Below are 24,026 nucleotides of genomic sequence, written 5' to 3' on the forward strand. Positions count from 1 at the left end.
CGGCACCCTGCTGTGGCAGGAACGAGCCGGAAAGGGTTCAGCGCTCGAAGGAGAAGGCGAGCTTCTTGCCGGTAAGCTTGCCGAGTTGCTGGAGCCGGCCGTCGAGGCGTTCGCCCTCGAAGTCGGCATAGGCTGCCGGGACGACGAATTCGAGATCGATGTCGGGCTTCGAAGATCGCCGGAGCGTGAGGTGGCGCGCCACACCCGGCATGGAGGCCGAAAAGAGATAGGCGACGCGCAACAATCCGCCCAGGAGCTTCGCCAGCTCGAGCAGGCGCGGCGTCGTGATGCCTGCGAGCGGGCTCGTGGCGCCGTCGTCGTTAAGCCCCTCGAAGCGGTAGTAATTCGCGAGCGCGATATAGGCCCGTCCCGCATGCGTGATGCCGGTGAACGCCGAGTGCGCAATGATGTTCAGCGCCTGCAGACCGCGATAGTCCGGATGCGCCCGCCAGCTGATATCCGCCAGCAGACAGGCGGCCTGGCGGTAGCGCCTCTCCTCTTCCGTTTCTTCGATGCCGAAGAACGACACGAGGCGGCCGGTCCATTCGGCGAGCTCTCGCGCATGCTCGGGCGAACGGGCCCGAAGGATGGCGAGTTCGTTGGCAGCCGTCAGCAGCGGGTCCTGCTGGCGTTCCTCACTGGAAAGCAGCGAAAAGAGATACCCTTCGCGCACGCCGAGCGCGGAAAACGAGATGCGCTCGGGCTTCATGATGGAGATTGCCTCGTGCATCGTCACCGCACCGAAGGGCAACAGGCTCCGGCGGCTCTTGGAAATCGTCGCATAGGCGGAGGGCTTGATATTCTTCGGCTCCATCACTTCGGCAAGGATCGCCAGCGCCTCGTCATAGGAGATCTCGTAACCCTGCATCATGTGCAGCGGGTAGTTGTGCATCTCCATGTGCAGCTTGGCGATGGCTCGCCAGGTTCCGCCCACGGCGTAGAACGTGCGTCCGGTCCCCTTCTTCAGGACCTCGGCGTCTTTCATGACTTTGCGTACCCAGGTCCGCGCCTTGCTGAGCGAGCCGCTCGAATGTTCGAAGAGGCGGATGCCGCCCAGAGGCAGCGTTATGCCCGTGCCGATCCGCTTGCCGTCTACATCGACAAGCTCAAGCGAGCCGCCGCCGAGATCGCCGACGACGCCATCCGGCTCATAGTAGCTGCTGACGATGCCCATCGCCGAGTAATGGGCCTCCTCCTCCCCGCTCAGGATCTTCACCCTTTGCCCGAGGATGGCTTCCGCCCTTTCGATGAAGGCCGCTCCGTTGGTGGCCTCCCGCGCCGCAGCGGTCGCGATCACATACATCTCGGTCGCGCGCGCCTGGTCGGAGAGTGCACGAAAGCGGTGCAGCGCCCTCAGCGCCCTCGCCACGCTTTCCTCCTCCATGCGGCCGGTCGCATCTATGCCCTTGCCGAGGCCGCACATCACCTTCTCGTTGAAAAGCATTGCCGGCGAACGGCTCAGCCCTTCATAGACGACGAGACGAATGGAGTTGGAGCCGATATCCACAACGGAGACCGGGCGGATGCCGGGCAGACGTCCCTGCGCTTCAGATTCGACCATGCAATTCCAGTTTACTTGTGCCAGCCGCTCTTCCAGCCGGCGATCAGCTTCGGTGCACTGGATTTCAGAGCCTCACCCCGGCCCGAAAGGCTCGGATTGGTCATGAAATAATGCTGAGCGTTGAACGGCTCGGCGTCCTTGCCGACTTCCATGCGGCGCGACGTGCCGTCCGGAAGAATCTCGTAGCTCTGCTGGTTGTCGATGAGATTGCCCAGCATGATCTGCGAAAGAACCTGTTCGTGCACAGTGCGGTTGATGAGAGGAACGAGCGTCTCCACCCGCCTATCCAGATTGCGCGGCATCATATCCGCCGAGCCGATATAGACAAGCGCATTCTCCGATGGAAGTCCATGTCCGTTGCCGAAGCAGAAAATTCTTGAATGCTCCAGGAAGCGACCGACGATGGACTTGACGCGGATGTTGTCGGAGAGCCCGGGCACCTGCGGCCTGAGGCAGCAGATGCCGCGCACGACGAGATCGATCTCGACGCCTGCGCAGCTTGCCTTGTAGAGCGCATCGATGATTTCCGGGTCCACCAGGGAGTTCATCTTCATCCAGATCGACGCCGGCCGCCCGGCTTGCGCGTGGACGATCTCCTCCTCGATGTGCTTGAGGATGCGCGGACGCAGCGTATGCGGTGACACTGCGAGTTTCATGCCCCCTTCAGGCTCGCCGTAGCCGGTGATGAAGTTGAAGATGTTCGCCATGTCGTGAGCGATCACCGGGTTGCAGGTGAAGAACGACAGGTCGGTGTAGATTTTTGCCGTGACCGGGTGGTAGTTTCCGGTGCCGAGATGGCAATAGGTCCTGAGCTTGCCCTCCTCACGGCGCACGACCATCGACATCTTGGCGTGGGTCTTCAACTCGATGAAGCCGAAAACCACCTGGACGCCGGCGCGCTCGAGGTCGCGCGCCCAGCGGATATTCGCCTCCTCGTCGAACCGCGCCTTGAGCTCGACAAGCGCCGTCACCGACTTGCCGGCCTCGGCGGCATCGATCAGCGCGCGCACGATCGGGCTGTCGTTCGAGGTTCGGTAAAGCGTCTGCTTGATCGCGAGCACGTCCGGATCGCGCGCAGCCTGCAGCAGGAACTGCACGACGACATCGAAGGATTCGTAGGGGTGGTGGACCACCATGTCCTTTTCACGGATGGCGGCAAGACAGTCGCCCGCATGTTCGCGCACACGCTCCGGGAAGCGCGGATTGTAGGGCTCGAAGCGCAGGTCCTCGCGCGGCGCCTTGGTGATCTCCGAAAGCGTGTTCAGTGCTAGCAGGCCCGGCAGGACCGCGACGCGATTTTCCGGGACACCGAGCTCCTGCACGACGAACTGGCGCAGCGAAGCCGGCATCTCCGAATCGGTCTCGATGCGGATCACCGACCCGCGACGGCGGCGCTTGAGGGCGGTCTCGAAAAGACGCACGAGGTCTTCGGCTTCCTCCTCGACTTCGATATCGCTGTCTCGAATGATGCGGAACGTGCCCGACCCTTTCACCTCGTAGCCCGGGAAAAGCCGGTCGATGAACTGGCTGACGACATCTTCGAGGGTGATGTAGCGGATGACGTTCTTGACATCCGGCAGGCGAATGAAGCGATCGAGCGCCACCGGCAGGCGCAGCAGTGCCGTCATCGGGTCGCGCCCGGTCTTGCTGACGAGCTGCAGGCCGATGGAGAAGCCGAGATTCGGAATGAACGGGAACGGATGCGCCGGATCGATCGAGAGCGGCGTCAACACGGGGAAGATCGCCTGGTCGAATTCGTTCGCGAGCCAGCTGCGATCCTGCGCGGAAAGCGAAGCCGGACGGACGATGAGGATATCTTCCTTGGCGAGATATTGCTGCAGGACGGCAAGCGATGCCTGCTGCTCCATCTGCAGATTGTCGACTTCCGTCAGAATGCTCTCGAGCGTTTCCGCCGGCGTCAGGCCGTCCGGACTACGCAGCGAAAGCCCGGAACGGACCTGGCCCTCCAGACCCGCGACGCGAACCATGAAGAATTCATCGAGATTGGCGGCGGAGATCGACAGAAAACGGACGCGCTCCAGAAGGGGGTGCGCCGTGTTCAGCGTCTCCTCGAGGACCCGGCGGTTGAACTGAAGCCAGGAGAACTCGCGGTTGACGAAGCGCTCGGGGCTCTTGAGAAGGTCCAGCGCTTCGGCCGGCGCCTCACGCTTCTGCTCAGCAGATGCCTCGTGTTCCGTGATTGCAGACGTTGCGCTGTCCATGCCTGTAAAGCCCCATTACTCCGAACGACGAGCTACCCCAGTTTGACGACGGAACTGTGACAGTCAATCGGAGAGGCTTGTATTTGCAAGCTCTTCCAGAACTTCCGCGGCGAGCGCACGCGTCGGCCGCGTTCCACGCGCCAGCGCCAGATGGTCTATCCGCTCGACGATGGTCTGCGCCGCCTCCAGCGAGCGTTCCATGCGCGCGACGACGTAGCCGACCAGGCGCTCGTCCACGAGGAGCTGGCGGTCGGCGAAAAGCTTGGTGAGCACCTGCGCGAGCAATTCGTCGTCGGGCTCGCCGATTTCGACCACGGTGGCAGCCTTGAGGCGCGACTTGAGGTCAAGAAGCCGCACCGGCCATGACATCGGCCATAGCCGAGACGTCATCAAAAGCGCCGTACCGTTCTGTCGCACGCTGTTGATGACATGGAAGAGAGCCGTATCGTCGAAGCCCTGGCGGTCGGCATCCTCGAACAGGACCGGCTTTTCCGCGGCGATATCGGCAGCGTTCGAGCCGGCAAAGGGATGTATCGGCTCCGCCCTCGCCTTTTCGCGCCAGATGCCCGCAAGATGCGATTTGCCGGAACCGACCGGCCCGCAAATGATGACCACCGGCGACGGCCAGACGGGCCAGTGATCGACGATGGAAATGGCCGCGCTCAACCGGTCCGAGACGAGCAGGTCGTCGCGACCGGTTGCGGGCGCATGGCCGAAGACCAAAGGCAATTGTTCGGACAGATGTCTCTTCATGCATTACCCGTGAGCATTCACCTTTTGCAGCTACGCACGTCCGCACGGAAAACCGCTATGCACTGGAAGTGCTCTAGCCGTTGCTCTCCGGCTCCTTGTGAACGGCTGTTCTATGCCCGTGATAGAGATCGCTATCAAGGTACCGCTGGATGCCGAAGCGGACAAGCACACCGATCGCGGCCGCTGCGGGCACCGCCACGAGCAGGCCGACGAAGCCGAAGAGCGCGCCGAACGCAAGCAGGGCGAACATCAGCCAGACCGGGTGCAGCCCGACGCTTTTGCCGACCAGTTTCGGCTGCAGAATATTGCCTTCGAGAAACTGGCCGCTGAAGAAAACGGCGAGAACCACAAGGATCCAGACATAGTCCGGCCAGAATTGAACGAGCGCGACGCCGAGCGCAAGCACGAGACCGACCAGCGATCCCACATAGGGGATGAAACTGATCATGCCGGCGAAGAGGCCGATCAGGAGGCCGAAATTGAGGCCGACCATGCTCAGCCCGATCCCGTAGTAAAGGCCGAGGATCACGCAGAGAGAGCCCTGGCCGCGTACGAACCCGGCAATGGTCGTATTCATGTCGCGAGCGATCTGGCGCACGACCTCGACGTAATCGCGCGGTATCCAGCTGTCGACCCTGTCGACCATCCGGTCCCAGTCGAGCAGCAGATAGAAGGCGACGACAGGGGTGATGACGAATAGGGACAGGATATTGAGAAGTGCCAGGCCGGAGTTCCAGATCTGCTGGAACAGCGTGCCGAGGAAGCTTGCGCCTTGCTCCAAAAGCTTGGCCGAGTTCTGCTTGATGGTCGTCATCTGGCCGGCGAGCCAGTCCGGTAACAGCGTCGACTGGCTGTCGGTCAGGAACTCCTGGAGCCTGGTGATGTAACCCGGCATTTTCTGAATGAATTCGGCGGCCTGCGTGACGACCAGCGGAACGATGATCATCAGCGACAGCGCCAGCACGACGACGAATGCGACCAGGATGGCGATCGTCGCCATCAGCCGGCTCAGACCGAGCCGCTCCAGGCGATCGGCGACAGGATCGAGAAAATAGGCGAGCGCCATGCCGGCGAGAAAGGGCAGAAGGATGGAGCTGAACACCAGCAGGAAGGCAATGAAGCCGACAAGCACCAGCAGCCAGAAAAAGATCTGGCGCTGAAGTCCCATACTGCTGACCCGATCGCCCATGACGGCCCCCGTTGCGCGCGGCGCACCGCACCTTCCGCGTCGTTCGTTCGCACGAGATAGGGCTTGGGGCGCGCCAAGGTCAAGTCCGGCGGCGGTCACGGGACAAACGGCCTGTGACCGGCAGAAGGCGCTGACCACAGGCAGATTCACGAAAAAAGCAGGATCGGGCGCGCCTCTGCGCTTGCACTCCTCGCTTCTCCGTGCCAATCGCATCCGCAATCAGCGACGAGCCCTGGAGAGCGAGCATGAGCCAGTCGGGAAAGAACGGCCTCACCTACAGCGACGCAGGTGTCGATATCGATGCCGGCAACCTGCTGGTCGAGAAGATCAAGCCGCATGTCCGCTCGACCCGGCGCCCCGGCGCCGATGGCGAGATCGGCGGGTTCGGTGGCCTTTTCGACCTGAAGGCCGCCGGTTTCAGCGATCCGGTCCTCGTCGCCGCCAATGACGGCGTCGGCACGAAGCTCAAGATCGCGATCGACGCCGACAAGCACGACACGGTCGGCATCGACCTTGTCGCCATGTGCGTGAACGATCTCGTGGTGCAGGGCGCCGAACCGCTGTTCTTCCTCGACTACTTCGCGACCGGCAAGCTCGATCCCGACCAGGGCGCCGCCATCGTCGCGGGAATTGCCGCCGGCTGCCGCGAGGCAGGCTGCGCGTTGATCGGCGGCGAGACGGCCGAGATGCCGGGCATGTATTCCGGCGGCGACTACGATCTTGCCGGCTTTGCCGTCGGCGCAGCCGAGCGCGGGCAGCTTCTGCCTGCCGGCGACATCGCCGAAGGCGACGTCATCCTCGGGCTTGCCTCGTCGGGCGTGCACTCGAACGGCTATTCGCTGGTGCGCAAGATCGTTTCGCTCTCGGGCCTTGCCTGGGATGCTCCGGCACCTTTCGGCGAAGGCACCCTCGCCGACCTCCTGATGACTCCGACGCGCATCTATGTGAAACCGCTCTTGAAGGCGATCCGCGGGACGGGTGCGATCAAGGCACTGGCCCACATCACCGGCGGCGGCTTCCCCGAGAATATTCCGCGGGTGCTGCCGAAGCATCTTGCCGCCGAGATCGACCTCGGCGCGATCAAGCCGCCGGCCGTCTTCTCGTGGCTCGCAAAGACCGGCGGCGTTGCCGCCAACGAGATGCTGCGCACCTTCAATTGCGGCGTCGGCATGATCGCCGTGGTTCCGGCGAGCGAAGCGGAAAAAGTTGCGGCTGTGCTTGCCGGCGAAGGCGAAACGGTCTTCACGCTCGGCCGCATGGTCGCACGCGCCGAGGGCACACCCGGCACGATCTACAAGGGCAATCTCGCCATATGAGCTTGATGACCGGCAAGAAGAAGGTCGTCGTGTTCATTTCCGGCGGCGGCTCCAACATGATCGCGCTGGCGAAGGCTGCCGCCGCGCCGGATTTTCCGGCCGAGATCATTGCGGTGATCGCCGACAAGGCGGATGCAGGTGGCCTCGACAAGGCGGCCGGGCTCGGCATTCCGACCTTCGCCTTCGTTCGCAAGGATTTTGCGAGCAAGGAAGCGCACGAGGCAGCAATCCTCGCCGAGCTCGGCCGGCTTCAGCCGGACGTGATCTGTCTCGCGGGCTATATGCGCCTTCTTTCTGCGGCCTTCATCCAGCGCTACGAGGGCCGGATCCTCAACATCCACCCGTCACTGCTTCCGCTCTTCCCAGGACTTCACACGCACCGGCGGGCGATCGACGCCGGGATGAGGATCGCAGGCTGCACCGTGCACTTCGTGACGGAGGGTATGGACGACGGGCCGATCGTCGCCCAGGCGGCCGTACCGGTCGTTTCCGGCGACACGGCGGATACCCTCGCCGCCCGCGTTCTTACCGTCGAGCATAAGACCTATCCGATGGCGCTTCGGCTCGTGGCTGAAGGCAAGGTGCGGATGGAAGCCGGCCGGGTGGTCAGCCATGCCGTCGGCGAGGCTACGGGTACGCTCATTTCCCCCGTCATCTGACGCAAGCGCGTCACCTTCCCACCGCCAGCCGGCGGTCGAGCGCATCAAGCACGCGTCGTGTCAAAGCGGCATAATCGCCATCGAAATGATGGCCTCCCTCGATGGGAACCACCTCGATACCTGAGGATTTCAGATCCGGGCAAGCGTCGTCCTCCTCGTCGGTGCCGTAGATGCACTGAACGAGTGGCGGCTCGATCGCCTTGATGTCGTCGACCGGGTCGCCGGCATTCCCCTCTCCGTCGGCGCCGAGCCAGCCGAGGACGGAGATCTTGTAGTCGGCGCGATGCGACAGTGCCATGAGCGTGACCTGCCGTATGCGTGCGCGGGTCGCGGGCGCAAGCAGGTTGTATGTGCGCGGCAGGATGTCGGCGCCGAAGGAATAGCCGATCAGCACTACGTTGCGGACGTTCCACCGCTTGCCGTAATAGGTGATGACACGGGCGAGATCGTCCGCCGTCGCCTGCGGCTGTCGCTCCGACCAGAAATAGCGCAGCGAATCCACCCCGACGACGGGCACGCCCTGCTGCTGCAGGGCATTGCCGACCTCCTTGTCGATGTCGCGCCAGCCACCGTCGCCGGAATAGATCACCGCCATGGTATCGCGCGTTGGCTTCGCATCGAGAACGGTCAGGGGGAGCCCGAACGGGTTGTTCCCGTCGTCCTCCTGCTGGATGTACCCGGCGAGCGTGCCGGAGAGTGCAGCATAAACGTCTTCGTCGCTCGCCTGGATTTCGACGTCCGGATGCTTGGCAGCGAGAGCGGCAACGTGCTCGCGCCCGGCGGGCGACGCAGATGGCGAAGAGATTACGGTTACCGGGTCGGGTAAGGCGCCATCGGTCAGGCCATAGACCATGCGGTCGCCTTTTCGAATTTTTTCGGCTGGAGTGCAGAGCTGCTTCGGCAGGGCGATACCCTCTTCGGGATCGACCGCGAGCGTCCGGCCGATGGTCGCTGCGGGCGACTGCGCGGCGATTGCCAGCGCCATGGTCCCGCCGGCGCCGACGCCAGCGACGATCGGCGGCCGATAGGCGCCGCTGTCGGCCGCGCGCTGTACCTGCTGACTCAAGGATTCGATGTCCGAAACCGTGTAGACGCAGTCCCCGTCATCCCTGGCAAGGGCTGCCAGATAGGCCTTGAGGTCGATGCCGATGACGAGCGCTTTCTCGCTCGAAAGCTTTCGGGCCACGGCATCCTCCCTCTCTGTCCAGCCGCCGGCGTCCGAAAGCAGCACCACGGCGCCGGAAGGCGCCTCTTTCGGGAACAGGATGTGCGGTGCGGGGATCATGCCGGTGTCGAACTTTGCCGAGTCTTCGGCAAAAGACGGAAGGGATGCAGTGCCGGCAATCAGGGCCGCCACGGCTGCACGCTTCAATATCCTCTTAATGGGGGTCATTTCCCGATCACTCCCTTCAGACCGCCGCCGATCAGGAATGTCGCATCCATCAGCGCCAGGATCGGGTTGAAGCCGCCGCTCGCCACCAGGTAGCGCGGTTGCCACTGCGGGTGAAACTTGGACTTGAAGGCACGCAATCCCTTGAAGTTGTAGAAGCGCTCGCCGTGCTCGTAAAATGCCCGGCCGGCGCGGTCCCATACGGGCGCCAGCCGCCGCTCCGACATTCCCGACAGCGGTGCCATTCCGAGATTGAAACGCCGATAGCCTTCGTTCTTCAGATATTCCATCAGTTGCGCGAACAGGAAATCCATCGCCCCTTTCGGCGCCTCGGGCGAGAAACGCATGAGGTCGACCGAGCCCTCCTCCTTCGTGCCGGTGATCAGAATATTGGAGAAGGCCACGATGCGACCCTGCCATTTGAGGATCGCAACAGGCTGCGCCGTCAGATATCGCGGATCGAAGGCGCCGAGGGAAAAGCCCTTTTCCCGCGCATTGTGGTGGGCGAGCCAAGCATCGGAAACGGCCTCGAGCTCCGGAAGGATCGGCGATACCTCCGCAGGCGCGACGACCGAAAACTCCAGCCCGTCGCGTAGGCCACGGCTCACCTGCTGGCGCAGGTTTGCCCACTTGCCGCCCTTCATCTCGAAGCGCGTGAGATCGACCTCGGCAAGTTCGCCGAGGCGGAAGGCTCGCAAGCCCGCATCCGCGTAATGGGCAAGCCCGCGCGCCGAGACCTGGTAGAAGACGGCCCGGCAACCATTGGAGCGCGCGGCCTCGATGAACTGCCAGATCAGGTCCGGCCAGGCATCCACGGGCCCGACCGGATCGAACAACGCAATCCAGGAACGCGCCCAGCGGCCATACATGATGAAGGCCCGGCCGTCGGCGGAGAACATGATGCTCTTGTCACCCATGCGCACGAGGTTGGCATCGGACATGTCCTGCGCGTCGACGATGGCGATCGCCCGTTCCATCTCCTGCCTGCAGGCGGGGGCAACCGCCGCAGCGGCCGGGCGCATCAGGCTCCAGGTCGCTACAGCACTTGCGCCGATCGTCACTCCCAGAAGGGCGCGGAGCCCGCGCGGCGCCTCGGCGGAGAATTCGAACTGCCACCAGAGCTCATGGCTATATGCGACGTCGCGATAGACGAAGAGCAGGACGACGAATGCGCCGAAACAGATGACGCCGAGCGCGGTAAGCCACGGCAGCGTCAGCGCCTGTCCGAAAAGCGAGGCGGGACGGTTGAAGAGCCGACGACTCGCGAGCAGCCCGACAAGGAGGAAGGCGAGCATGCCGGCTTCCCCGAGCGCCACCGCCTTCACCAGGGAAAGCAGGATTGCGGCCAGCGCGATCGCGATCGATGCCCACCAGGCGCCGTCGAGACGCAGCGCCAGCCCCCGAGCGACGATGAACAGCGCCAGCCCCAACAGGCTCGCCAGGAAATGCGCCCCTTCAATGATCGGAAGGGGCACGTAATTCGCAAGAAAGTCCAGGTTCTCGTCCGGCGTCGGCGTCACGCCCGAGAGCACCAGCATCAAGGCGAGGACGAGCGCCAGCGTGGCAAGCAATAGCGGCGTCATCCGGCCGCCGGCGCGGCGAAGGCTGGAGGCTGCCGGGTGGCCCGCCAACTGGCGGAGTTCGATGCCGATCATCACGACGATGGCGATGAGCAAGGGCAACAGGTGGTAGATGACGCGGTAGAGGACGAGTGCACCGAGCACCGCGTCGACGCCGGCTGCGCGGCCCAGGCTCGCAACGATCACCGCTTCAAAAACGCCGAGCCCCGCCGGCACGTGACTGAGCACCCCGAGGCCGACCGCCACGGCGTAGATCGCCAGGAAGGCGGGCCAGCCCACCGTTCCGGCGGGCAAAAGGACATAGAGGACGCTCGCCGACGCAGCGAGATCGAGCGCCGTCACGAGGAACTGGCGCGACGACGTCCGTGAGTCCGGCAGACGAAGGACGAGGCGGCCGATGCGGACCTCGCGACCGCTGCGGGCGGCGACCAGCACCGCCAGCAAGCCGGCAAGGACGAAGGCGGCGATTGCCCGCAGCCATGCCGCATCGATCCCGGTCAACGGCGCCACGTATTCGCCAACGGCAAGCAGGCTCAGGCATGTGACCGTCGCGAGCCCCAATCCGAAGGCGAGCGTGACGAAGGCGATGATACGGGCGATCTCCTCCGGTTCCAGTCCAAGGCGCGAATAGGACCGATAGCGGATTGCGCCGCCGCTCAGCGGACCGAAGCCCGCCGTGTTGCCGACCGCATAGGCGCAGGCGGCGGTGAGCGCGACGGCGGGATAGGGGAGCTTGCGTTCGATGTAGTCGAGCGCGCTGACGTCATAGAAGGTGAGTGCGAGGAAGCTCAAGCCCGTGAACAGGATCGCCGTTGCCACCGATCGCCGGCTTGTTTCCGACAGCGCCGACACGACATCGTCATATTGCACCTCGGCCGTCAGGTGAAAGATCGCCGCCCCGAAGAACGCGATCACGAGGAGTGTGCCTAGCGCGGAGAAATAGCGCTGGTTGCGCTTCAGAAAGAGCATCCATGCGCCCCGCGGCCGCTGGTCTTTCTCTTCAAACTCTTCAGAGGAGGACGCCATTGGATCGCCCGTGTCGTTGAAGGAGACGACAAGGACTTACCGCAGTGCAGCGCGATCAAACAGTGAAATATCGGTAATGTAGAATATTGCAGAGTATCAGGCGATTACTTGGCCAGAGAGGCACGGTTGAGCATAGCCCACTGCAGAAGCATGATGGTTTTCGCGTCGCAGATCTCGCCGGTGCCAATCCCCGCGACGGCTTCGTCGAAGGAAATTTCCAACACCTCGATGTCCTCGCCTTCATGCGCAAGCCCGCCGCCCGCCGCGACCTTCTTCGATATATCGATGAGACCGAGGAAGAAGCTCGTGCGCTCCGTAATGGAGCCGGGGCTCATATAGGCATCGAAGAGATGCATAGCCGTCTCGATGCGGTAGCCGGTTTCCTCCATCGCCTCGCGGCAAATGGCCACTTCCGGCGCTTCGCCGTCGAGGAGACCCGCCGGCGCTTCGAGGAGATATCCCTTTTCCCCCTGCAGGAAAACCGGCAGGCGCAGCTGGCGGACGAGAACCACCACCTGCCGCTCCGGATCGAAGAGGAGGATCGTTGCGGCGCGACCGTGGTCGTGGACTTCACGCACGAGGCGCGCGGTGCTGCCGTCGGACATTTCCTGCTCGATCGTGATCTGCTCGAGATTGATGAAACCATCCCAGACCGTCTTGCGATCGATGATCCGGAAGCGCGGGTCTGCGTTTTTGATCATAAGAAATCCTTCGAGGCCTGTTGAGATTCGGGCTACCCGCCGCCGCTTGTTCGATCGCCTGTGCTCGTCACAAGGATCCAGCCGGACCAAGTCCTTGGGCTGAAAGAACTCTTCCCGCCCCGCAGATGAGGGGGTACATAAAATCATCGTGATCTGGAGAGCGGCGGTCAGGTCCGACGCATCCAGACCCGATTGTCGTGGAATGCAGCGCCGCCATAGGGCGCCACGGCATCGGCACCGGTCAAGACGTTGATCCCCTCCCCGTCCAAGTGGGCGCCATTGGGCCAAAGCCCTTCGGCGATGACGACGCCGCGGCGGGCACCCCCTCCGATCTTCGCGTGCAGGCGAATTTCACCACGCCCGTTGCCAAGCCTGACGACGTCGCCCTCGGCGATACCGAGTTCGGCCGCATCCTCCGCATGAATCATGACTTGCGGCCGGCCTTCCTTCTGGATCGAGGACGGGGTTTCGGCAAAGGTGGAATTGAGGAAGGACCGCGCCGGCGACGTTGCCAGCCGGAACGGATGCCGCTCGTCGGCCACCTCGATGAGGTCGACATGATCTGGGAACTCGGGGAGTTCACCGTGCGGCCCCTGAGCCCCCATCGCCTCCGGTGGCCGGTTCGGCGCGGGCGTACCGGTCCAATCCGCCTTGAAGTGGAACCTGCCGTCCGGATGCGCGAAACCGTTGAGGAAATGCGCCTCCTCGAAAGCCGGCTGGCAATCGAGCCATTTCCGTTCCTTCATCTCGTCGTAGCCGATGCCGTAATTGGCGAGCAATCGATCGATATGCTGACGTTCCGTCATCCCGAAGCCGGGACAGTCTGCGACGCCGAGACGCTTTGCCAGCTCTTCGATGACGAAAAGATTGGTGCGCACGGTCGGCGGCGGCTCGACGACTTTCGGCCCGAGCAGAACATGCTGGTGGCCGCCACCGCGATAAAGGTCGTCGTGCTCGAGGAACATGGTGGCCGGCAGGACGATGTCCGCGACTTGCGCGGTGTCCGTCATGAATTGCTCGTGCACGGCGACGAAGACGTCGTCGCGCAGAAAGCCGCGCTTCACCAGCCGCTGCTCCGGCGCGACATTGACCGGATTGGTGTTCTGGATGAGCAATGCCGTCACGGGACCGCGATTGCGAAGCGCCTCGGCGTCTCCGGTCAGCACGCGGCCGATCTGCGACTGGTCGAGCATGCGCACATCCGGATCGTGAAGGGTGCTGCCGACGAGCTCGCGCTTGTCCAGCCGGAAAATGTCGTTGTTCGAATGGAAGGCACCGCCGCCCTCGTGCTTCCAGGAGCCGAGCACCGTGGCAACGGAGGCTGCGGCATGGATCGCGACGGAACCGTTGCGCTGGCGGGTGAAGCCGTAGCCGAGACGGAAATAGGTCCGCGCCGTCGTCCCGACGAGTCTCGCGAAAGCTTCGATCTCCTCCACCGAAAGCCCGGTGATCGCGGAAGCCCATTCCGGTCCGCGCGTCTTCAGATGCGCTTCGAGCCCCGCGGGATCGTCGGCGAATTCAGCCATATAGGCGCGGTCCGCATGACCGTCGCGGAAGGCGACGTGCATGACGGCGCAGGCGAGCGCCGCGTCGGTGCCCGGCTTCAGGACCAGCCCCATATCGGCCTGCTTGATAGTCGGATTGTCGTAGACGTCGATGACGACGATCTTGGCGCCGCGCTCCTTTCGCGCCTTGACCGCGTGGGTCATGACATTGACCTGCGTCGCAACCGCATTGGTGCCCCAGATCACGACGCAATCGGACTTGGCCATCTCTCTTGGGTCCGGTCCGCGCAGGGTACCGGTCGCCATGGTGTAGCCGGTCCAGGCCATGTTGGTGCAGATGGACCCGAAGAAGCCGGAATAGCGCTTGGCGTGGCGCAGCCGCTCGATGGAGTCGCGCTGCACCTGCCCCATCGTGCCGGCATAGAAATAGGGCCAAACCGCCTCCGAGCCGTGTCTCTGCTCGGCTTTGACGAACTGGTTGGCGATCTCGTCCAGGGCCGTCTCCCAGGAAATCTCCTGCCAACGCCCCTCGCCCTTCGCACCGAGCCGGCGTTGCGGCACCATCAGCCGGCCAGGATGATAGATGCGCTCTGCATAGCGGGCGACCTTGGCGCAGATCACCCCCGCCGTATAGGTGTTTTCCGCCGCGCCGCGTACGCGGCCGATCCGGCCCTCGCGGGTGAGGTCGACCTCGAGAGCGCAAGCCGAGGGACAGTCGTGCGGACAGACCGAATGGCCGATGGTTTTTTCTTGTCTGATAGGGGTCGCAACGTTCATGGCTTTTCTATATGGCATGGCCAGGGACGCTCAAAGCCCCATTCGCCATTCATCGAAACAATTGATCGCGGCCATCGGCAACGCTTATGAACTACCGGCACATCTACCACGCGGGCAACTTCGCCGATGTCCTGAAGCACGCGGTGCTGGCACGGCTCGTCACCTATCTGAAGCAGAAGGACAAGGCCTTCCGCGTGCTGGACACCCATGCGGGGATCGGCGTGTACGACCTTTCGAGCGAGGAAGCGCAGAAGACCGGCGAATGGCGCGAGGGCATCGGAAGGCTGATCAAGGCAGAGCTTCCCGCCCCGGTCGCCGCCATTCTCGAACCGTATCTTTCCGCCGTTCGCGACCTCAATCCCGAGGGCGGCCTCGTGCATTATCCGGGATCGCCGAAGCTCGCTCGCATGTTGTTTCGCCCGCAGGACCGGCTGTCGGCCATGGAACTTCATCCGGAGGATCACGAGGCGCTGCACCGGCTCTTCGAAGGTGATTTCCAGAGCCGCATCACCCGGCTCGACGGCTGGCTGGCGCTGGGCGCACATCTGCCGCCGAAGGAAAAGCGCGGGCTCGTTCTCGTCGATCCTCCCTTCGAAGCCGAAGGCGAATATGAGCGGCTGGTGGAGGGGCTGGCCAAGGCATACCGCCGCTTCACCGGCGGCATCTACTGTCTCTGGTATCCGCTGAAGAAGGGCGCGCCGATCAGGGATTTTCACGAGTCGCTCAAGGCTTTGGAAATCCCGAAAACGCTTTGCGCCGAACTGTCGGTGCGCAGCGATCGCGTTACCACGGGACTCGCGGGATCCGGCCTCGTCATCGTCAACCCGCCCTTCACGTTGAAAGGCGAACTCGACATTCTCCTACCCTATCTGAAGACACAACTCGCCCAGGATCGTTTCGCTTCGGGGCGTTGCTTCTGGCTGCGCGGCGAGGCGCCGCTCGATCGAGGGCCTTGACGGATAAGGTTCTGTGGCTTCAATCTCTTACGACGACTCAGGGAGGTAGCCATGACTTGCAAGCTTGCCGCAATGCTTCTCACCTCGCTTTCCCTCGTTGCCGGCGTGGCCAGCAGCGCGGTCGCCGCAGACTTTGCGGAAGTTCCCGTCGCCCGGCACACCTACGACGTCGGCGTTTGCGGCAACCCCTCCGTCCTGGGTTTCATCACCCGGCGCTTCGACTACAAGGCGGCGAACTATCTGCGCGCCAACATCGCCATTGCCGAGATCCGCGAAATGGGTCAGAGCCGCTTCGAACCGCGCGATTACACCCATCTGGTGGAACGCGAATATTGCTACGCGACCGCGGTGACGACGGACGGCGTTCGGCGCCCGATGTGGTATCTGATCGAACGGCCATGGGGCTTTGCCGGCGTCGGGTCCAATATCGAGTTCTGCGTCGGGGGTCTCGACCCATGGTATGTCTACGGCGCCAACTGCGCTTCGCTTCGGTGATCGCAGCACCTAACGCATGTCGCCCAAAAGTGCGCAGCGGTTTTGGGACAACGACATGCATCGGTACGAAAAGCTGAAGCGCATCTCACGAACTCGATCGAATGCGACGCCTTTCAGCCTGCTGCCGGCAATCGTCGTCCTTGGCACGCTTCTCGGCTGTAGCGGTGAAGAAGGCAGCCAGACTGCCCCGAACGCCTCGAATGATTTGGCGAGACGTGCGTCAATGGCGCCTGTGCCCGTCGGCACTGGGTTCGACTTCTATGTGCTTTCCCTCTCCTGGTCGCCGACCTGGTGCGACGCCAACGATCCGAAAGGCAAGTCCGACCAGTGCGAAACCGGCCGCGGACATGGCCTGATCGTACACGGACTCTGGCCGCAGAACGAAGGCAGCTATCCGGAATATTGCCGGGCGCGGCACTCGGATCGCGTGCCCGAATCGCTCGGACGGCAATATTTCGACCTCATCCCCTCGATGGGCCTTATCGGCCATCAGTGGCGCAAGCACGGCACCTGTTCCGGCCTTAGCCAGAGAGATTATTTCGCGGTCACGCGGGCCGCGCATAAGAGGCTCGCCATTCCCTCGGAATTGACGGCTGCGGACGGCGCGGAGAACCTCTCCGTCCAGGCGATCGAAGCGGCCTTCAAGAAGAAGAATTCCGGGATGACGAGCGAGTCGATCGCTGTTACCTGCGAAGGAAGGTTACTCGAAGAAATCAGGATCTGCTTCGACAAGGAACTGAAATTCAGGGCTTGCCCTCAAGTCGACCGACAGGCCTGCAGACGAGACACCGTCTCGTTGCCTCCAGCACCATGATGGAAAGACATCGCATGAAGATACTCTACTCGCCCGCCTCCCCCTATTCGAACAAGGTCCGCATGGCGGCTCATCATGCCGGAATCGCGGCGGAAAGCGTTCTCACGGAAACCAATGCCAATCCGCCGCAGCTGATCGACAACAATCCGCTCGGAAAGATTCCGACGCTGATCACCGACGACGGCCAGGCAATCTACGACAGCCGCGCGATCATGCATTTCATCGATCGCGAAACCGGGGGCAAGCTCTATCCGAAGAATCACGAGAAGCGTACCCGGATCGAGATCTTCGAGGCACTTTGCGACGGCATATGCGACAGCCTGCTCGCGATCGTCTACGAGAAACGCTTCCATCCGCCTGAAAAGGTGCACCAGCCCTGGATCGACCGGCAATGGGAAAAGGTGGAACGGGGCCTCGACTACCTCGAAGCAAACCTGCCCAAGACCGGAGGGAAGCTCAATGCCGGTCATTTCGCACTCGCTGCCACGCTGCGCTACATCGAACTGCGCTTCGCCGGCGAATGGCAGAAGGGCCGGCCCAAGCTCAAGAACTGGCCTGCCAAATTCGAGAAGCACTTCCCGGATTATTCGAAGTTCAAGGCTTGAGCATCGCGAAGCTTGCTCTTGCTTGCATCGCCCCTCATCCGGCCTGCCGGCCACCTTCTCCCCGCAAGCGGGGCGAAGGAGACTCGTGGCGCGCGCCGCAGGATGCGGCTCAAAACAAAAAAGGCCGGGGTTAGCCCGGCCTTTTTCGATCGCGTTGGACGGATCAGAACTTGACGCCCATACCGAGTTTGACGCTGTGCTCGTCGTAGCCGGACGAGATCGTCGAACCGCCGGCGCGGAAGTCCTTGGAGCCGTAATCCGTGTAGCGGTATTCAGCACGCGCGGTGATGTTGTCGGTGACGAAGGTTTCGGCGCCGACACCTGCGGTCCAGCCGACAAGAGTCTTGTCGTCGGAGCCTGCCGGAGTCGAAAGCTTGGCATTGCCGAGTGCGACACCGGCCGTGCCGTATACGAGAACCGGGTTCAGGTCGACACCGACGCGACCGCGGACCGAGCCGTTGACACCCTGCTTGACGCGGCGGCCGCTGGAACGGGCATCGTTGCCGGTGTAGTTTACGTCGGCCTCACCGCCATAAACCATCTGGCCGTCCTGAACGTTGTAGCCGCCATAGAGACCGCCACCGAAACCGACCGACTTATTGTTGCCGGTCGCATCGGCCTCGCCATGGTGCCAGTCGATGGTGCCGCCGACATAGGCGCCGGACCAGTTGCGCACCGCCGGTTCGGTATATTCGGCAGCCGGAGCAGCCGGAACTTCGTCGACCACGTCAGCGGCGTGGGCGGCCTGGAAAGCAACGAGGGCCATGGCCGAGGCCATGAGGGTGGTGGTGAGCGTACGCATACTATTCTCCTTTCGAACCGGCGTTCCGTTTTAGGTGTTTCCCGGCGGAACACCGGACATCTGTAATTAACCCGCCCGGTTGACCCGAAATTGATCAGGAAATGAGGAATCTCAAGAGCCAAAATGTGAAATTTTAGTGGCGGCAACGCGACTGAAAAGCGATGTTGCAGCGCAGACACAGGAGTTTTATTAACCATGATTCAAGATTAACGAAAGATATACTATAGCAATACAAACTAATGCAAATTACGGCTTCCGCGTTAATTTTTCAGAAATGAATCCTCCGGCGAGAGTTTCGGCGAGCGTTTCCAGTCTATATCTTCTGCCACTCGGCATCAGGATTCGAAGAACGGGACGAAACGTTGAAAAGGACACTCAAGGCGGCGCTCGTTACCGGCGGCGCCCGACGCATCGGCAGGGCAATAGTCGAGGATCTGGCGGCGCACGGTTTCGCGCTCGCTATTCACGCGAACGGATCGTTCGCAGAAGCGGAGGCGCTCGCCGAGAAGCTGGGAAAGACCGGCGCGAGGGCGGTCGCACTCAGAGCCGATCTTACCGAAGTCGGCGCTGCCTCCAGGCTCATCGCGGAGGCAACGGCCCTGCTCGGTCCGCTGGATCTCCTCGTCAACAATGCCTCGGTGTTCAACAAGGACAGCCTCGCCGAGTTCGACGAAGCGGTATGGGAGCGGCACTTCGCGCTGCATGTCAAAGCCCCCTCCCTGCTCGCCCGCGATTTTGCCCTGCAGCGGCCGGCCGACGTCTCCGGTCTCATCGTCAATGTGATCGATCAGCGCGTCTGGTCTCCAAATCCGCGCTTTTATTCCTATATGTTGTCGAAGTCGGCGCTGTGGACGGCAACTCAGACGATGGCCCAGGCGCTCGCCCCCGACATTCGCGTCAACGGCATCGGACCCGGGCCGACGCTGCCGAACGAGCGACAGGATCCGCGTGATTTCGAGGCCCAGGTCGAGGCGCTGATCCTCAGGCGCGGTCCGGCGCTCGATGAATTCGGACGTGCGATCCGCTTCCTTTTCGACACGCCGTCGGTTACCGGACAGATGATTGCACTCGACGGCGGCCAGCACCTTGCCTGGGAGACGCCGGATATTCGGGAGATAGTGGAATGAACGGGCAGACGCCCACCGATGGCGGCATCCTTTACGACGCCACGGAGACGGACGACGAAGACGATCTGGTCGAAGTGACCGAGCCCGAACGGCCGGCGCCGGCAATAGGATGGGCGGAGAGCCTGCCGGAAGCGGCGGGCCTCAAGGGAGCCGAACTCATCCAGGCCTTCGTCAAGCGCCTGCCGAACGGGCCCGGCGTCTACCGGATGCTCAACGAGGCCGGCGACGTGCTCTATGTCGGCAAGGCCCGCAGCTTGAAGAAGCGGGTGAGCAACTATGCGCAGGGGCGCGGCCACTCGAACCGCATCGCGCGCATGGTTCGCGAGACCGCACATATGGAATTCGTGACGACGCGGACGGAGATCGAGGCGCTGCTGCTCGAAGCGAACCTCATCAAGCGCCTGCGCCCCCGCTTCAACGTGCTTCTGCGCGACGACAAGTCCTTCCCCTATATCGTCGTCACCGGCGATACGCGAGCGCCGGCGCTCTACAAGCATCGCGGCGCGCGCAGCCGCAAAGGCGACTATTTCGGCCCCTTCGCCTCGGCCGGAGCAGTCGGACGCACGATCAATTCGCTGCAACGCGCCTTTCTTCTCAGAACCTGCACGGACAGTGTCTTCGAAACACGCACGCGCCCCTGTCTGCTCTACCAGATCAAGCGTTGTTCCGCGCCGTGCACGAACGAGATCAGCGATGCGGACTACGCGGAACTGGTCAGCGAAGCCAAGGACTTTCTCTCCGGCAAGAGCCAGGCGGTGAAGGCGACTATTGCCTCCGCCATGGCCGAGGCTTCGGAAAACCTCGATTTCGAGCGTGCCGCGCTTTACCGCGACCGGCTGGCCGCGCTGAGCCATGTCCAGAGCCACCAGGGCATCAATCCGGCCGGCGTCGAGGAAGCGGACGTCTTCGCCATTCATCACGAAGGCGGCATCTCCTGCATCCAGGTGTTCTTCTTCCGGACGGGGCAGAACTGGGGCAATCGCGCCTATTTTCCGAAAGCCGACCCTTCGATTCCCCCCGCCGAGGTGCTCAGCGCGTTTCTTGCCCAGTTTTACGACGACAAGCCCTGTCCGCGGCAGGTCCTGCTCTGCGCCCCCGTCGAGGAACAGGAACTGCTTGCACAGGCGCTCAGCGAGAAATCCGGCTACAAGGTCTCGATCCTCGTGCCGCAGCGCGGAGAGAAGAAGGATCTCGTCGAGCATGCGCTCGCAAACGCCCGCGAGGCGCATGGCCGCAAGCTCGCGGAAACCGCTTCGCAGGGGCGCCTGCTCGAAGGTTTTGCCGCAACCTTCCAACTCCCTTACGTGCCGCGCCGCATCGAGATCTACGACAACTCGCATATCATGGGCACCAATGCGGTGGGCGGCATGGTGGTCGCCGGCCCGGAGGGCTTCGTCAAAGGCCAGTACCGAAAGTTCAACATCAAATCGACCGACATCACGCCGGGCGACGATTTCGGCATGATGCGCGAGGTCATGACGCGGCGCTTCTCCCGTCTCCTGAAAGAGGAGGGCAAGCCGGATCGGTCCGCAGAGCCGGGTGAGGATGCCGGTTTCCCCGCGTGGCCCGACGTCATCCTGATCGATGGCGGCCAAGGGCAGATGACGGCGGTTCGTGCGATTCTCAAGGAACTCGGCATAGAGGATAGCGTGACGGCGATCGGCGTGGCCAAGGGCGTCGACCGCGACGCCGGCCGCGAACGTTTCTTCGCCGAAGGCCGGGAAAGCTTCACTCTGCCGCCGCGCGACCCGGTCCTCTATTTCATCCAGCGCCTGCGCGACGAAGCGCACCGCTTCGCGATCGGCTCGCATCGGGCTCGCCGGAAAAAGGAAATGGTCAAGAATCCGCTCGACGAGATCGCCGGAATAGGCCCGACACGCAAACGCGCGCTCCTCACCCATTTCGGAACCGCCAAGGCAGTCTCCCGCGCCGGCATTAACGACCTGATGTCGGTAAACGGCATTTCCGAAACGGTCGCCCGTATCGTCTACGAGCATTTCCACGAAGACGCCGCCAAATGACGGCGCGGCGCGGTTCAGCCTGCATTCAGGCGAAATCCGCCAATTATGACAGGCGTCACGCAATGATCTGTTGACCTTATGGTCGCAAAGTCATTCTGTACAGCTGAACCCGGAGGGGATGAGGAAAGGCATTCGGCGTTTCCGCCCGCATCCCGCTTCGACCACTAGAATCGATCGCGCCGAGACCCCAGATGGCGGGAAATGAGGACTGTCGTGTCCAGAGAAACCGAATCCATGCCAACGCCCATAGCCTATAGCATCCCGAATCTGCTGACCTATTTCCGCATCCTGATCGTGCCGCTGATCGTCTTCTGCTTCTTCATCGAAGGACGGCTTCACAGCTCGGACTTCGCGCGCTGGACCGCGCTTATCCTCTTTGTCGCGGCTTCGATCACCGACTTTTTCGACGGCTATCTCGCCCGCATATGGAAGCAGACCTCCAATATCGGCCGCATGCTCGACCCGATCGCGGACAAGCTGCTGGTCGCCTCGATCCTGCTGCTCGTGGCCGCCGACGGGACGATCGCCGGCTGGTCGATCTGGGCTGCCATCATCATCCTCTGCCGCGAGATACTGGTTTCCGGTCTGCGCGAATATCTTGCAGCTCTCAAGGTCAGCGTTCCGGTGACGCGGGTTGCCAAATGGAAGACGACGATCCAGATGGTGGCGATCGCGTTCCTGCTCGCCGGTCCGGCCGGTGACAAGATCGTGCCCTATGTGACGGAAGCCGGGATCCTGCTTCTGTGGATCGCCGCGGCCATCACACTCTATACCGGCTACGACTATTTCCGCGCCGGCCTGAAACATGTGGTCAACGAATGAGCACGGTAAACCTCGTCTATTTCTCCTGGGTTCGCGAACGCATCGGCAGGCCTGAAGAAACACTGGACCTGCCGGAGGATGTCGTCACGATCGCCGATCTGCTTGGCCATCTGAGGACCCGCGGCGAGGAGTATGCCGCGGTGTTCGAGCACGCGAACGTCATCCGCGCGGCGATCAACCAGGAACATGTGGAGCACGGCGAGCCGATCGCCGGCGCCCGCGAGATCGCCCTCTTCCCGCCGATGACGGGCGGCTGAGATCATGGCTGCCCCGGTCACCGTGCGCGTCCAGCGCGACGATTTCGACATCGCCGCCGAAGTCTCGGCGCTTTGCCGTGGGCGGACTGACATCGGTGCGGTGGTCACGTTTTCGGGGCTGTGCCGGGACGAGGCCGGAGCCCTCGGCGCCCTCGAGCTCGAGCACTATCCCGGCATGGCGGAGGCGGAGATCGAACGGATATGCCAGGAAGCGGTCGAGCGCTTCGGCCTGCAGGCCGCAACCGCCATCCATCGCTTCGGCCGCATGGAGCCGGGAGCGAACATCGTCCTGGTGGTAACCGCCTCGCCGCACCGGCAGGCGGCATTCGATGGCGCGAATTTCATCATGGATTTCCTGAAGACCTCGGCCCCCTTCTGGAAGAAGGAACATCACACCGACGGCAGCGCAGGCGATTGGGTCAGCGCGAAGGATGCGGACGACGCGGCACGCGATCGCTGGACGCGTCGCGGATCTCACACCGCCTAGCGGTTCATGGAATGATCTTTTCCCGGCGCGTGATCGCGAGCACGATCACCAGAAAGCCGAATATGGCGAAGTCCCGCCAGAGGATGGGTCCATAGGCACTCCACAAGGTCTCCATGAGGCCGATGCCGGCTGCGCCCAGTGCCGCGAATAGCGGCGAAGCCTGCCCGCCGATGGCCGCGATGAACAGGACCTTGACCCCGAAGGTCAGGCCGGTGCCGAAATCCATGTTGCCGTAATAGGAAGCAGCGAGAATCCCGCAGAACGAAGCGATCAGCGACGCCACGCCGTAGGCGGCGACATAGACCACGCCGGGATCGATACCGCAAAGCGCGGCGGCCTTGCGATCCTCGGAAACGGCACGCCAGTAGCGGCCGGCGTAGGAACGGGTCAACAGCCAATGGCCGCCGGCGACAAGTGCCACCATGAGCGCGGTATTGACGAGTTGTACGACCGTCAGCGCGACCGGAAAGGCGGGATTGGGCCAGAACACCACCACGTCGTTCAGGAAGGGCGGCAGCCAGAGGCTTCTGGTGTCGGAGGCGAGCCGGGCTGTTTCCATCAACACCAGCAGGCTTCCGAGCGAGGCGACGACCACCGCGTTGGCGGAGGAAAAAGCCAGGGGCCGCATGACGTAGCGGCCGGCAACAAGGCCGGCACCGAGCCCGAATGCGAGCGCCGCTGCCGCCCCCAGCGCGAGCGCCGCCGGCAGTACCAGCCACAGCCGGCTCCAGCCGACATCGGCGAAGAGCACGAAGATTTGCCCTGCAAAGGCGAAGAGTGCGCCATAGGTCAGATCCGCCCGGCGTGTGACGGCAAAGGCGATCGCGTATCCGAAGGCGAGCGCCGCATAAAGCGCGGCCACGGGCACGGCGTTGGCGATCTGCTGCAGGAAATAGGCCATGGCACATCCGCGTGATGACAAGCGTACTATAACTGGTAAAATAGCTTTTACCAGTTAGGA

The 24,026-nt window shown here is 62.9% G+C and carries 21 protein-coding genes; 11 read left to right on the top strand and 10 right to left on the bottom strand.

Features of this window, described 5'->3' with window-relative positions:
- Positions 1–37 precede the first annotated feature (37 nt).
- The 4 genes from ppx to ACTJKL_RS21225 all read right to left on the bottom strand — a co-directional run bounded on the left by ppx (position 38) and on the right by ACTJKL_RS21225 (position 5,725).
- The gene (ppx, locus tag ACTJKL_RS21210) at positions 38–1,561 is read right to left on the bottom strand and encodes an exopolyphosphatase (RefSeq protein WP_440853725.1); all 1,524 of its coding nucleotides are present in this window, start codon (positions 1,559–1,561) and stop codon (positions 38–40) included.
- 11 nt (positions 1,562–1,572) lie between these two features.
- Positions 1,573–3,783, bottom strand: coding sequence for an RNA degradosome polyphosphate kinase (locus ACTJKL_RS21215; RefSeq protein ID WP_018094702.1), 2,211 nt, complete (start codon positions 3,781–3,783; stop codon positions 1,573–1,575).
- A gap of 63 nt (positions 3,784–3,846) precedes the next feature.
- A complete protein-coding gene (gene hdaA, locus ACTJKL_RS21220) occupies positions 3,847–4,536 on the bottom strand; it encodes a DnaA regulatory inactivator HdaA (protein ID WP_411923191.1) in 690 nt (229 codons plus the stop codon).
- A gap of 73 nt (positions 4,537–4,609) precedes the next feature.
- Positions 4,610–5,725, bottom strand: a complete 1,116-nt coding sequence (locus ACTJKL_RS21225; RefSeq protein ID WP_033047220.1) for an AI-2E family transporter — start codon at positions 5,723–5,725, stop codon at positions 4,610–4,612.
- A gap of 245 nt (positions 5,726–5,970) precedes the next feature.
- Between ACTJKL_RS21225 and purM the strand changes: the two genes are divergently transcribed.
- Both purM and purN read left to right on the top strand, forming a co-directional pair.
- Positions 5,971–7,041, top strand: coding sequence for a phosphoribosylformylglycinamidine cyclo-ligase (gene purM / locus ACTJKL_RS21230; protein ID WP_018094699.1), 1,071 nt, complete (start codon positions 5,971–5,973; stop codon positions 7,039–7,041).
- Positions 7,038–7,700, top strand: a complete 663-nt coding sequence (gene purN / locus ACTJKL_RS21235) for a phosphoribosylglycinamide formyltransferase (protein WP_411923192.1) — start codon at positions 7,038–7,040, stop codon at positions 7,698–7,700. The genes purM and purN overlap by 4 nt, the downstream gene beginning before the upstream one ends.
- A 10-nt stretch (positions 7,701–7,710) precedes the next feature.
- Here the strand turns inward: purN and ACTJKL_RS21240 are convergent, their stop codons facing one another.
- The 4 genes from ACTJKL_RS21240 to ACTJKL_RS21255 all read right to left on the bottom strand — a co-directional run bounded on the left by ACTJKL_RS21240 (position 7,711) and on the right by ACTJKL_RS21255 (position 14,697).
- Positions 7,711–9,093, bottom strand: a complete 1,383-nt coding sequence (locus tag ACTJKL_RS21240; protein WP_440853726.1) for an AcvB/VirJ family lysyl-phosphatidylglycerol hydrolase — start codon at positions 9,091–9,093, stop codon at positions 7,711–7,713.
- The gene (mprF, locus tag ACTJKL_RS21245) at positions 9,090–11,696 is read right to left on the bottom strand and encodes a bifunctional lysylphosphatidylglycerol flippase/synthetase MprF (protein WP_440853727.1); all 2,607 of its coding nucleotides are present in this window, start codon (positions 11,694–11,696) and stop codon (positions 9,090–9,092) included. The genes ACTJKL_RS21240 and mprF overlap by 4 nt, the downstream gene beginning before the upstream one ends.
- 104 nt (positions 11,697–11,800) lie before the next feature.
- The gene (locus tag ACTJKL_RS21250) at positions 11,801–12,397 is read right to left on the bottom strand and encodes an NUDIX domain-containing protein (protein ID WP_018094695.1); all 597 of its coding nucleotides are present in this window, start codon (positions 12,395–12,397) and stop codon (positions 11,801–11,803) included.
- Positions 12,398–12,564: 167 nt separating this feature from the next.
- Complete coding sequence (locus ACTJKL_RS21255) at positions 12,565–14,697, bottom strand: molybdopterin-containing oxidoreductase family protein (protein WP_440853728.1); 2,133 nt, start codon at positions 14,695–14,697, stop codon at positions 12,565–12,567.
- 68 nt (positions 14,698–14,765) lie between these two features.
- Between ACTJKL_RS21255 and ACTJKL_RS21260 the strand changes: the two genes are divergently transcribed.
- Genes ACTJKL_RS21260 through ACTJKL_RS21275 form a run of 4 tightly spaced genes read left to right on the top strand, consistent with a single transcriptional unit; the run spans position 14,766 to position 17,549 of the window.
- Positions 14,766–15,635: a 23S rRNA (adenine(2030)-N(6))-methyltransferase RlmJ gene (locus ACTJKL_RS21260; RefSeq protein WP_440853729.1), complete on the top strand. Its 870-nt coding sequence runs from the start codon at positions 14,766–14,768 to the stop codon at positions 15,633–15,635.
- Between the two features lie 51 nt (positions 15,636–15,686).
- Positions 15,687–16,130, top strand: coding sequence for a hypothetical protein (locus ACTJKL_RS21265; protein WP_324763188.1), 444 nt, complete (start codon positions 15,687–15,689; stop codon positions 16,128–16,130).
- Between the two features lie 55 nt (positions 16,131–16,185).
- Complete coding sequence (locus tag ACTJKL_RS21270) at positions 16,186–16,944, top strand: ribonuclease T2 family protein (RefSeq protein WP_440853730.1); 759 nt, start codon at positions 16,186–16,188, stop codon at positions 16,942–16,944.
- A 14-nt stretch (positions 16,945–16,958) separates the two neighbouring features.
- A complete protein-coding gene (locus ACTJKL_RS21275) occupies positions 16,959–17,549 on the top strand; it encodes a glutathione S-transferase (RefSeq protein ID WP_018094690.1) in 591 nt (196 codons plus the stop codon).
- Between the two features lie 163 nt (positions 17,550–17,712).
- Here ACTJKL_RS21275 and ACTJKL_RS21280 read toward each other — a convergent pair whose 3' ends face one another.
- Positions 17,713–18,351 (bottom strand): outer membrane protein, encoded by a 639-nt coding sequence (locus ACTJKL_RS21280; RefSeq protein WP_018094689.1) that lies wholly within the window; start codon positions 18,349–18,351, stop codon positions 17,713–17,715.
- A 362-nt stretch (positions 18,352–18,713) separates the two neighbouring features.
- Here ACTJKL_RS21280 and ACTJKL_RS21285 point away from each other — a divergent pair, with 362 nt between their 5' ends.
- The 5 genes from ACTJKL_RS21285 to ACTJKL_RS21305 all read left to right on the top strand — a co-directional run bounded on the left by ACTJKL_RS21285 (position 18,714) and on the right by ACTJKL_RS21305 (position 23,065).
- Positions 18,714–19,478, top strand: a complete 765-nt coding sequence (locus tag ACTJKL_RS21285) for an SDR family oxidoreductase (protein ID WP_338278874.1) — start codon at positions 18,714–18,716, stop codon at positions 19,476–19,478.
- Positions 19,475–21,499: an excinuclease ABC subunit UvrC gene (gene uvrC / locus ACTJKL_RS21290; RefSeq protein ID WP_100672128.1), complete on the top strand. Its 2,025-nt coding sequence runs from the start codon at positions 19,475–19,477 to the stop codon at positions 21,497–21,499. Before ACTJKL_RS21285 ends, uvrC begins: the two co-directional genes overlap by 4 nt.
- Before the next feature lie 234 nt (positions 21,500–21,733).
- Complete coding sequence (gene pgsA / locus ACTJKL_RS21295) at positions 21,734–22,321, top strand: CDP-diacylglycerol--glycerol-3-phosphate 3-phosphatidyltransferase (RefSeq protein ID WP_003531610.1); 588 nt, start codon at positions 21,734–21,736, stop codon at positions 22,319–22,321.
- The gene (gene moaD / locus ACTJKL_RS21300; RefSeq protein ID WP_018094686.1) at positions 22,318–22,578 is read left to right on the top strand and encodes a molybdopterin converting factor subunit 1; all 261 of its coding nucleotides are present in this window, start codon (positions 22,318–22,320) and stop codon (positions 22,576–22,578) included. The genes pgsA and moaD overlap by 4 nt, the downstream gene beginning before the upstream one ends.
- A gap of 4 nt (positions 22,579–22,582) precedes the next feature.
- A complete protein-coding gene (locus ACTJKL_RS21305; RefSeq protein ID WP_100672127.1) occupies positions 22,583–23,065 on the top strand; it encodes a molybdenum cofactor biosynthesis protein MoaE in 483 nt (160 codons plus the stop codon).
- A gap of 4 nt (positions 23,066–23,069) precedes the next feature.
- Here the strand turns inward: ACTJKL_RS21305 and ACTJKL_RS21310 are convergent, their stop codons facing one another.
- Complete coding sequence (locus ACTJKL_RS21310) at positions 23,070–23,966, bottom strand: branched-chain amino acid ABC transporter permease (protein ID WP_100672126.1); 897 nt, start codon at positions 23,964–23,966, stop codon at positions 23,070–23,072.
- Positions 23,967–24,026 lie beyond the last annotated feature (60 nt).

This window comes from Sinorhizobium sp. 22678, from assembly GCF_052044265.1.
Taxonomy (GTDB): domain Bacteria; phylum Pseudomonadota; class Alphaproteobacteria; order Rhizobiales; family Rhizobiaceae; genus Sinorhizobium; species Sinorhizobium meliloti_A.

Coding starts and splice junctions, on each gene's coding strand:
- ppx (WP_440853725.1), bottom strand. CDS start 1,561: ATGGTCGAATCTGAAGCGCAGGGACGTCTGCCCGGCATCCGCCCGGTC.
- ACTJKL_RS21215 (WP_018094702.1), bottom strand. CDS start 3,783: ATGGACAGCGCAACGTCTGCAATCACGGAACACGAGGCATCTGCTGAG.
- hdaA (WP_411923191.1), bottom strand. CDS start 4,536: ATGAAGAGACATCTGTCCGAACAATTGCCTTTGGTCTTCGGCCATGCG.
- ACTJKL_RS21225 (WP_033047220.1), bottom strand. CDS start 5,725: ATGGGCGATCGGGTCAGCAGTATGGGACTTCAGCGCCAGATCTTTTTC.
- purM (WP_018094699.1), top strand. CDS start 5,971: ATGAGCCAGTCGGGAAAGAACGGCCTCACCTACAGCGACGCAGGTGTC.
- purN (WP_411923192.1), top strand. CDS start 7,038: ATGAGCTTGATGACCGGCAAGAAGAAGGTCGTCGTGTTCATTTCCGGC.
- ACTJKL_RS21240 (WP_440853726.1), bottom strand. CDS start 9,093: ATGACCCCCATTAAGAGGATATTGAAGCGTGCAGCCGTGGCGGCCCTG.
- mprF (WP_440853727.1), bottom strand. CDS start 11,696: ATGGCGTCCTCCTCTGAAGAGTTTGAAGAGAAAGACCAGCGGCCGCGG.
- ACTJKL_RS21250 (WP_018094695.1), bottom strand. CDS start 12,397: ATGATCAAAAACGCAGACCCGCGCTTCCGGATCATCGATCGCAAGACG.
- ACTJKL_RS21255 (WP_440853728.1), bottom strand. CDS start 14,697: ATGCCATATAGAAAAGCCATGAACGTTGCGACCCCTATCAGACAAGAA.
- ACTJKL_RS21260 (WP_440853729.1), top strand. CDS start 14,766: ATGAACTACCGGCACATCTACCACGCGGGCAACTTCGCCGATGTCCTG.
- ACTJKL_RS21265 (WP_324763188.1), top strand. CDS start 15,687: ATGACTTGCAAGCTTGCCGCAATGCTTCTCACCTCGCTTTCCCTCGTT.
- ACTJKL_RS21270 (WP_440853730.1), top strand. CDS start 16,186: ATGCATCGGTACGAAAAGCTGAAGCGCATCTCACGAACTCGATCGAAT.
- ACTJKL_RS21275 (WP_018094690.1), top strand. CDS start 16,959: ATGAAGATACTCTACTCGCCCGCCTCCCCCTATTCGAACAAGGTCCGC.
- ACTJKL_RS21280 (WP_018094689.1), bottom strand. CDS start 18,351: ATGCGTACGCTCACCACCACCCTCATGGCCTCGGCCATGGCCCTCGTT.
- uvrC (WP_100672128.1), top strand. CDS start 19,475: ATGAACGGGCAGACGCCCACCGATGGCGGCATCCTTTACGACGCCACG.
- pgsA (WP_003531610.1), top strand. CDS start 21,734: ATGCCAACGCCCATAGCCTATAGCATCCCGAATCTGCTGACCTATTTC.
- moaD (WP_018094686.1), top strand. CDS start 22,318: ATGAGCACGGTAAACCTCGTCTATTTCTCCTGGGTTCGCGAACGCATC.
- ACTJKL_RS21305 (WP_100672127.1), top strand. CDS start 22,583: ATGGCTGCCCCGGTCACCGTGCGCGTCCAGCGCGACGATTTCGACATC.
- ACTJKL_RS21310 (WP_100672126.1), bottom strand. CDS start 23,966: ATGGCCTATTTCCTGCAGCAGATCGCCAACGCCGTGCCCGTGGCCGCG.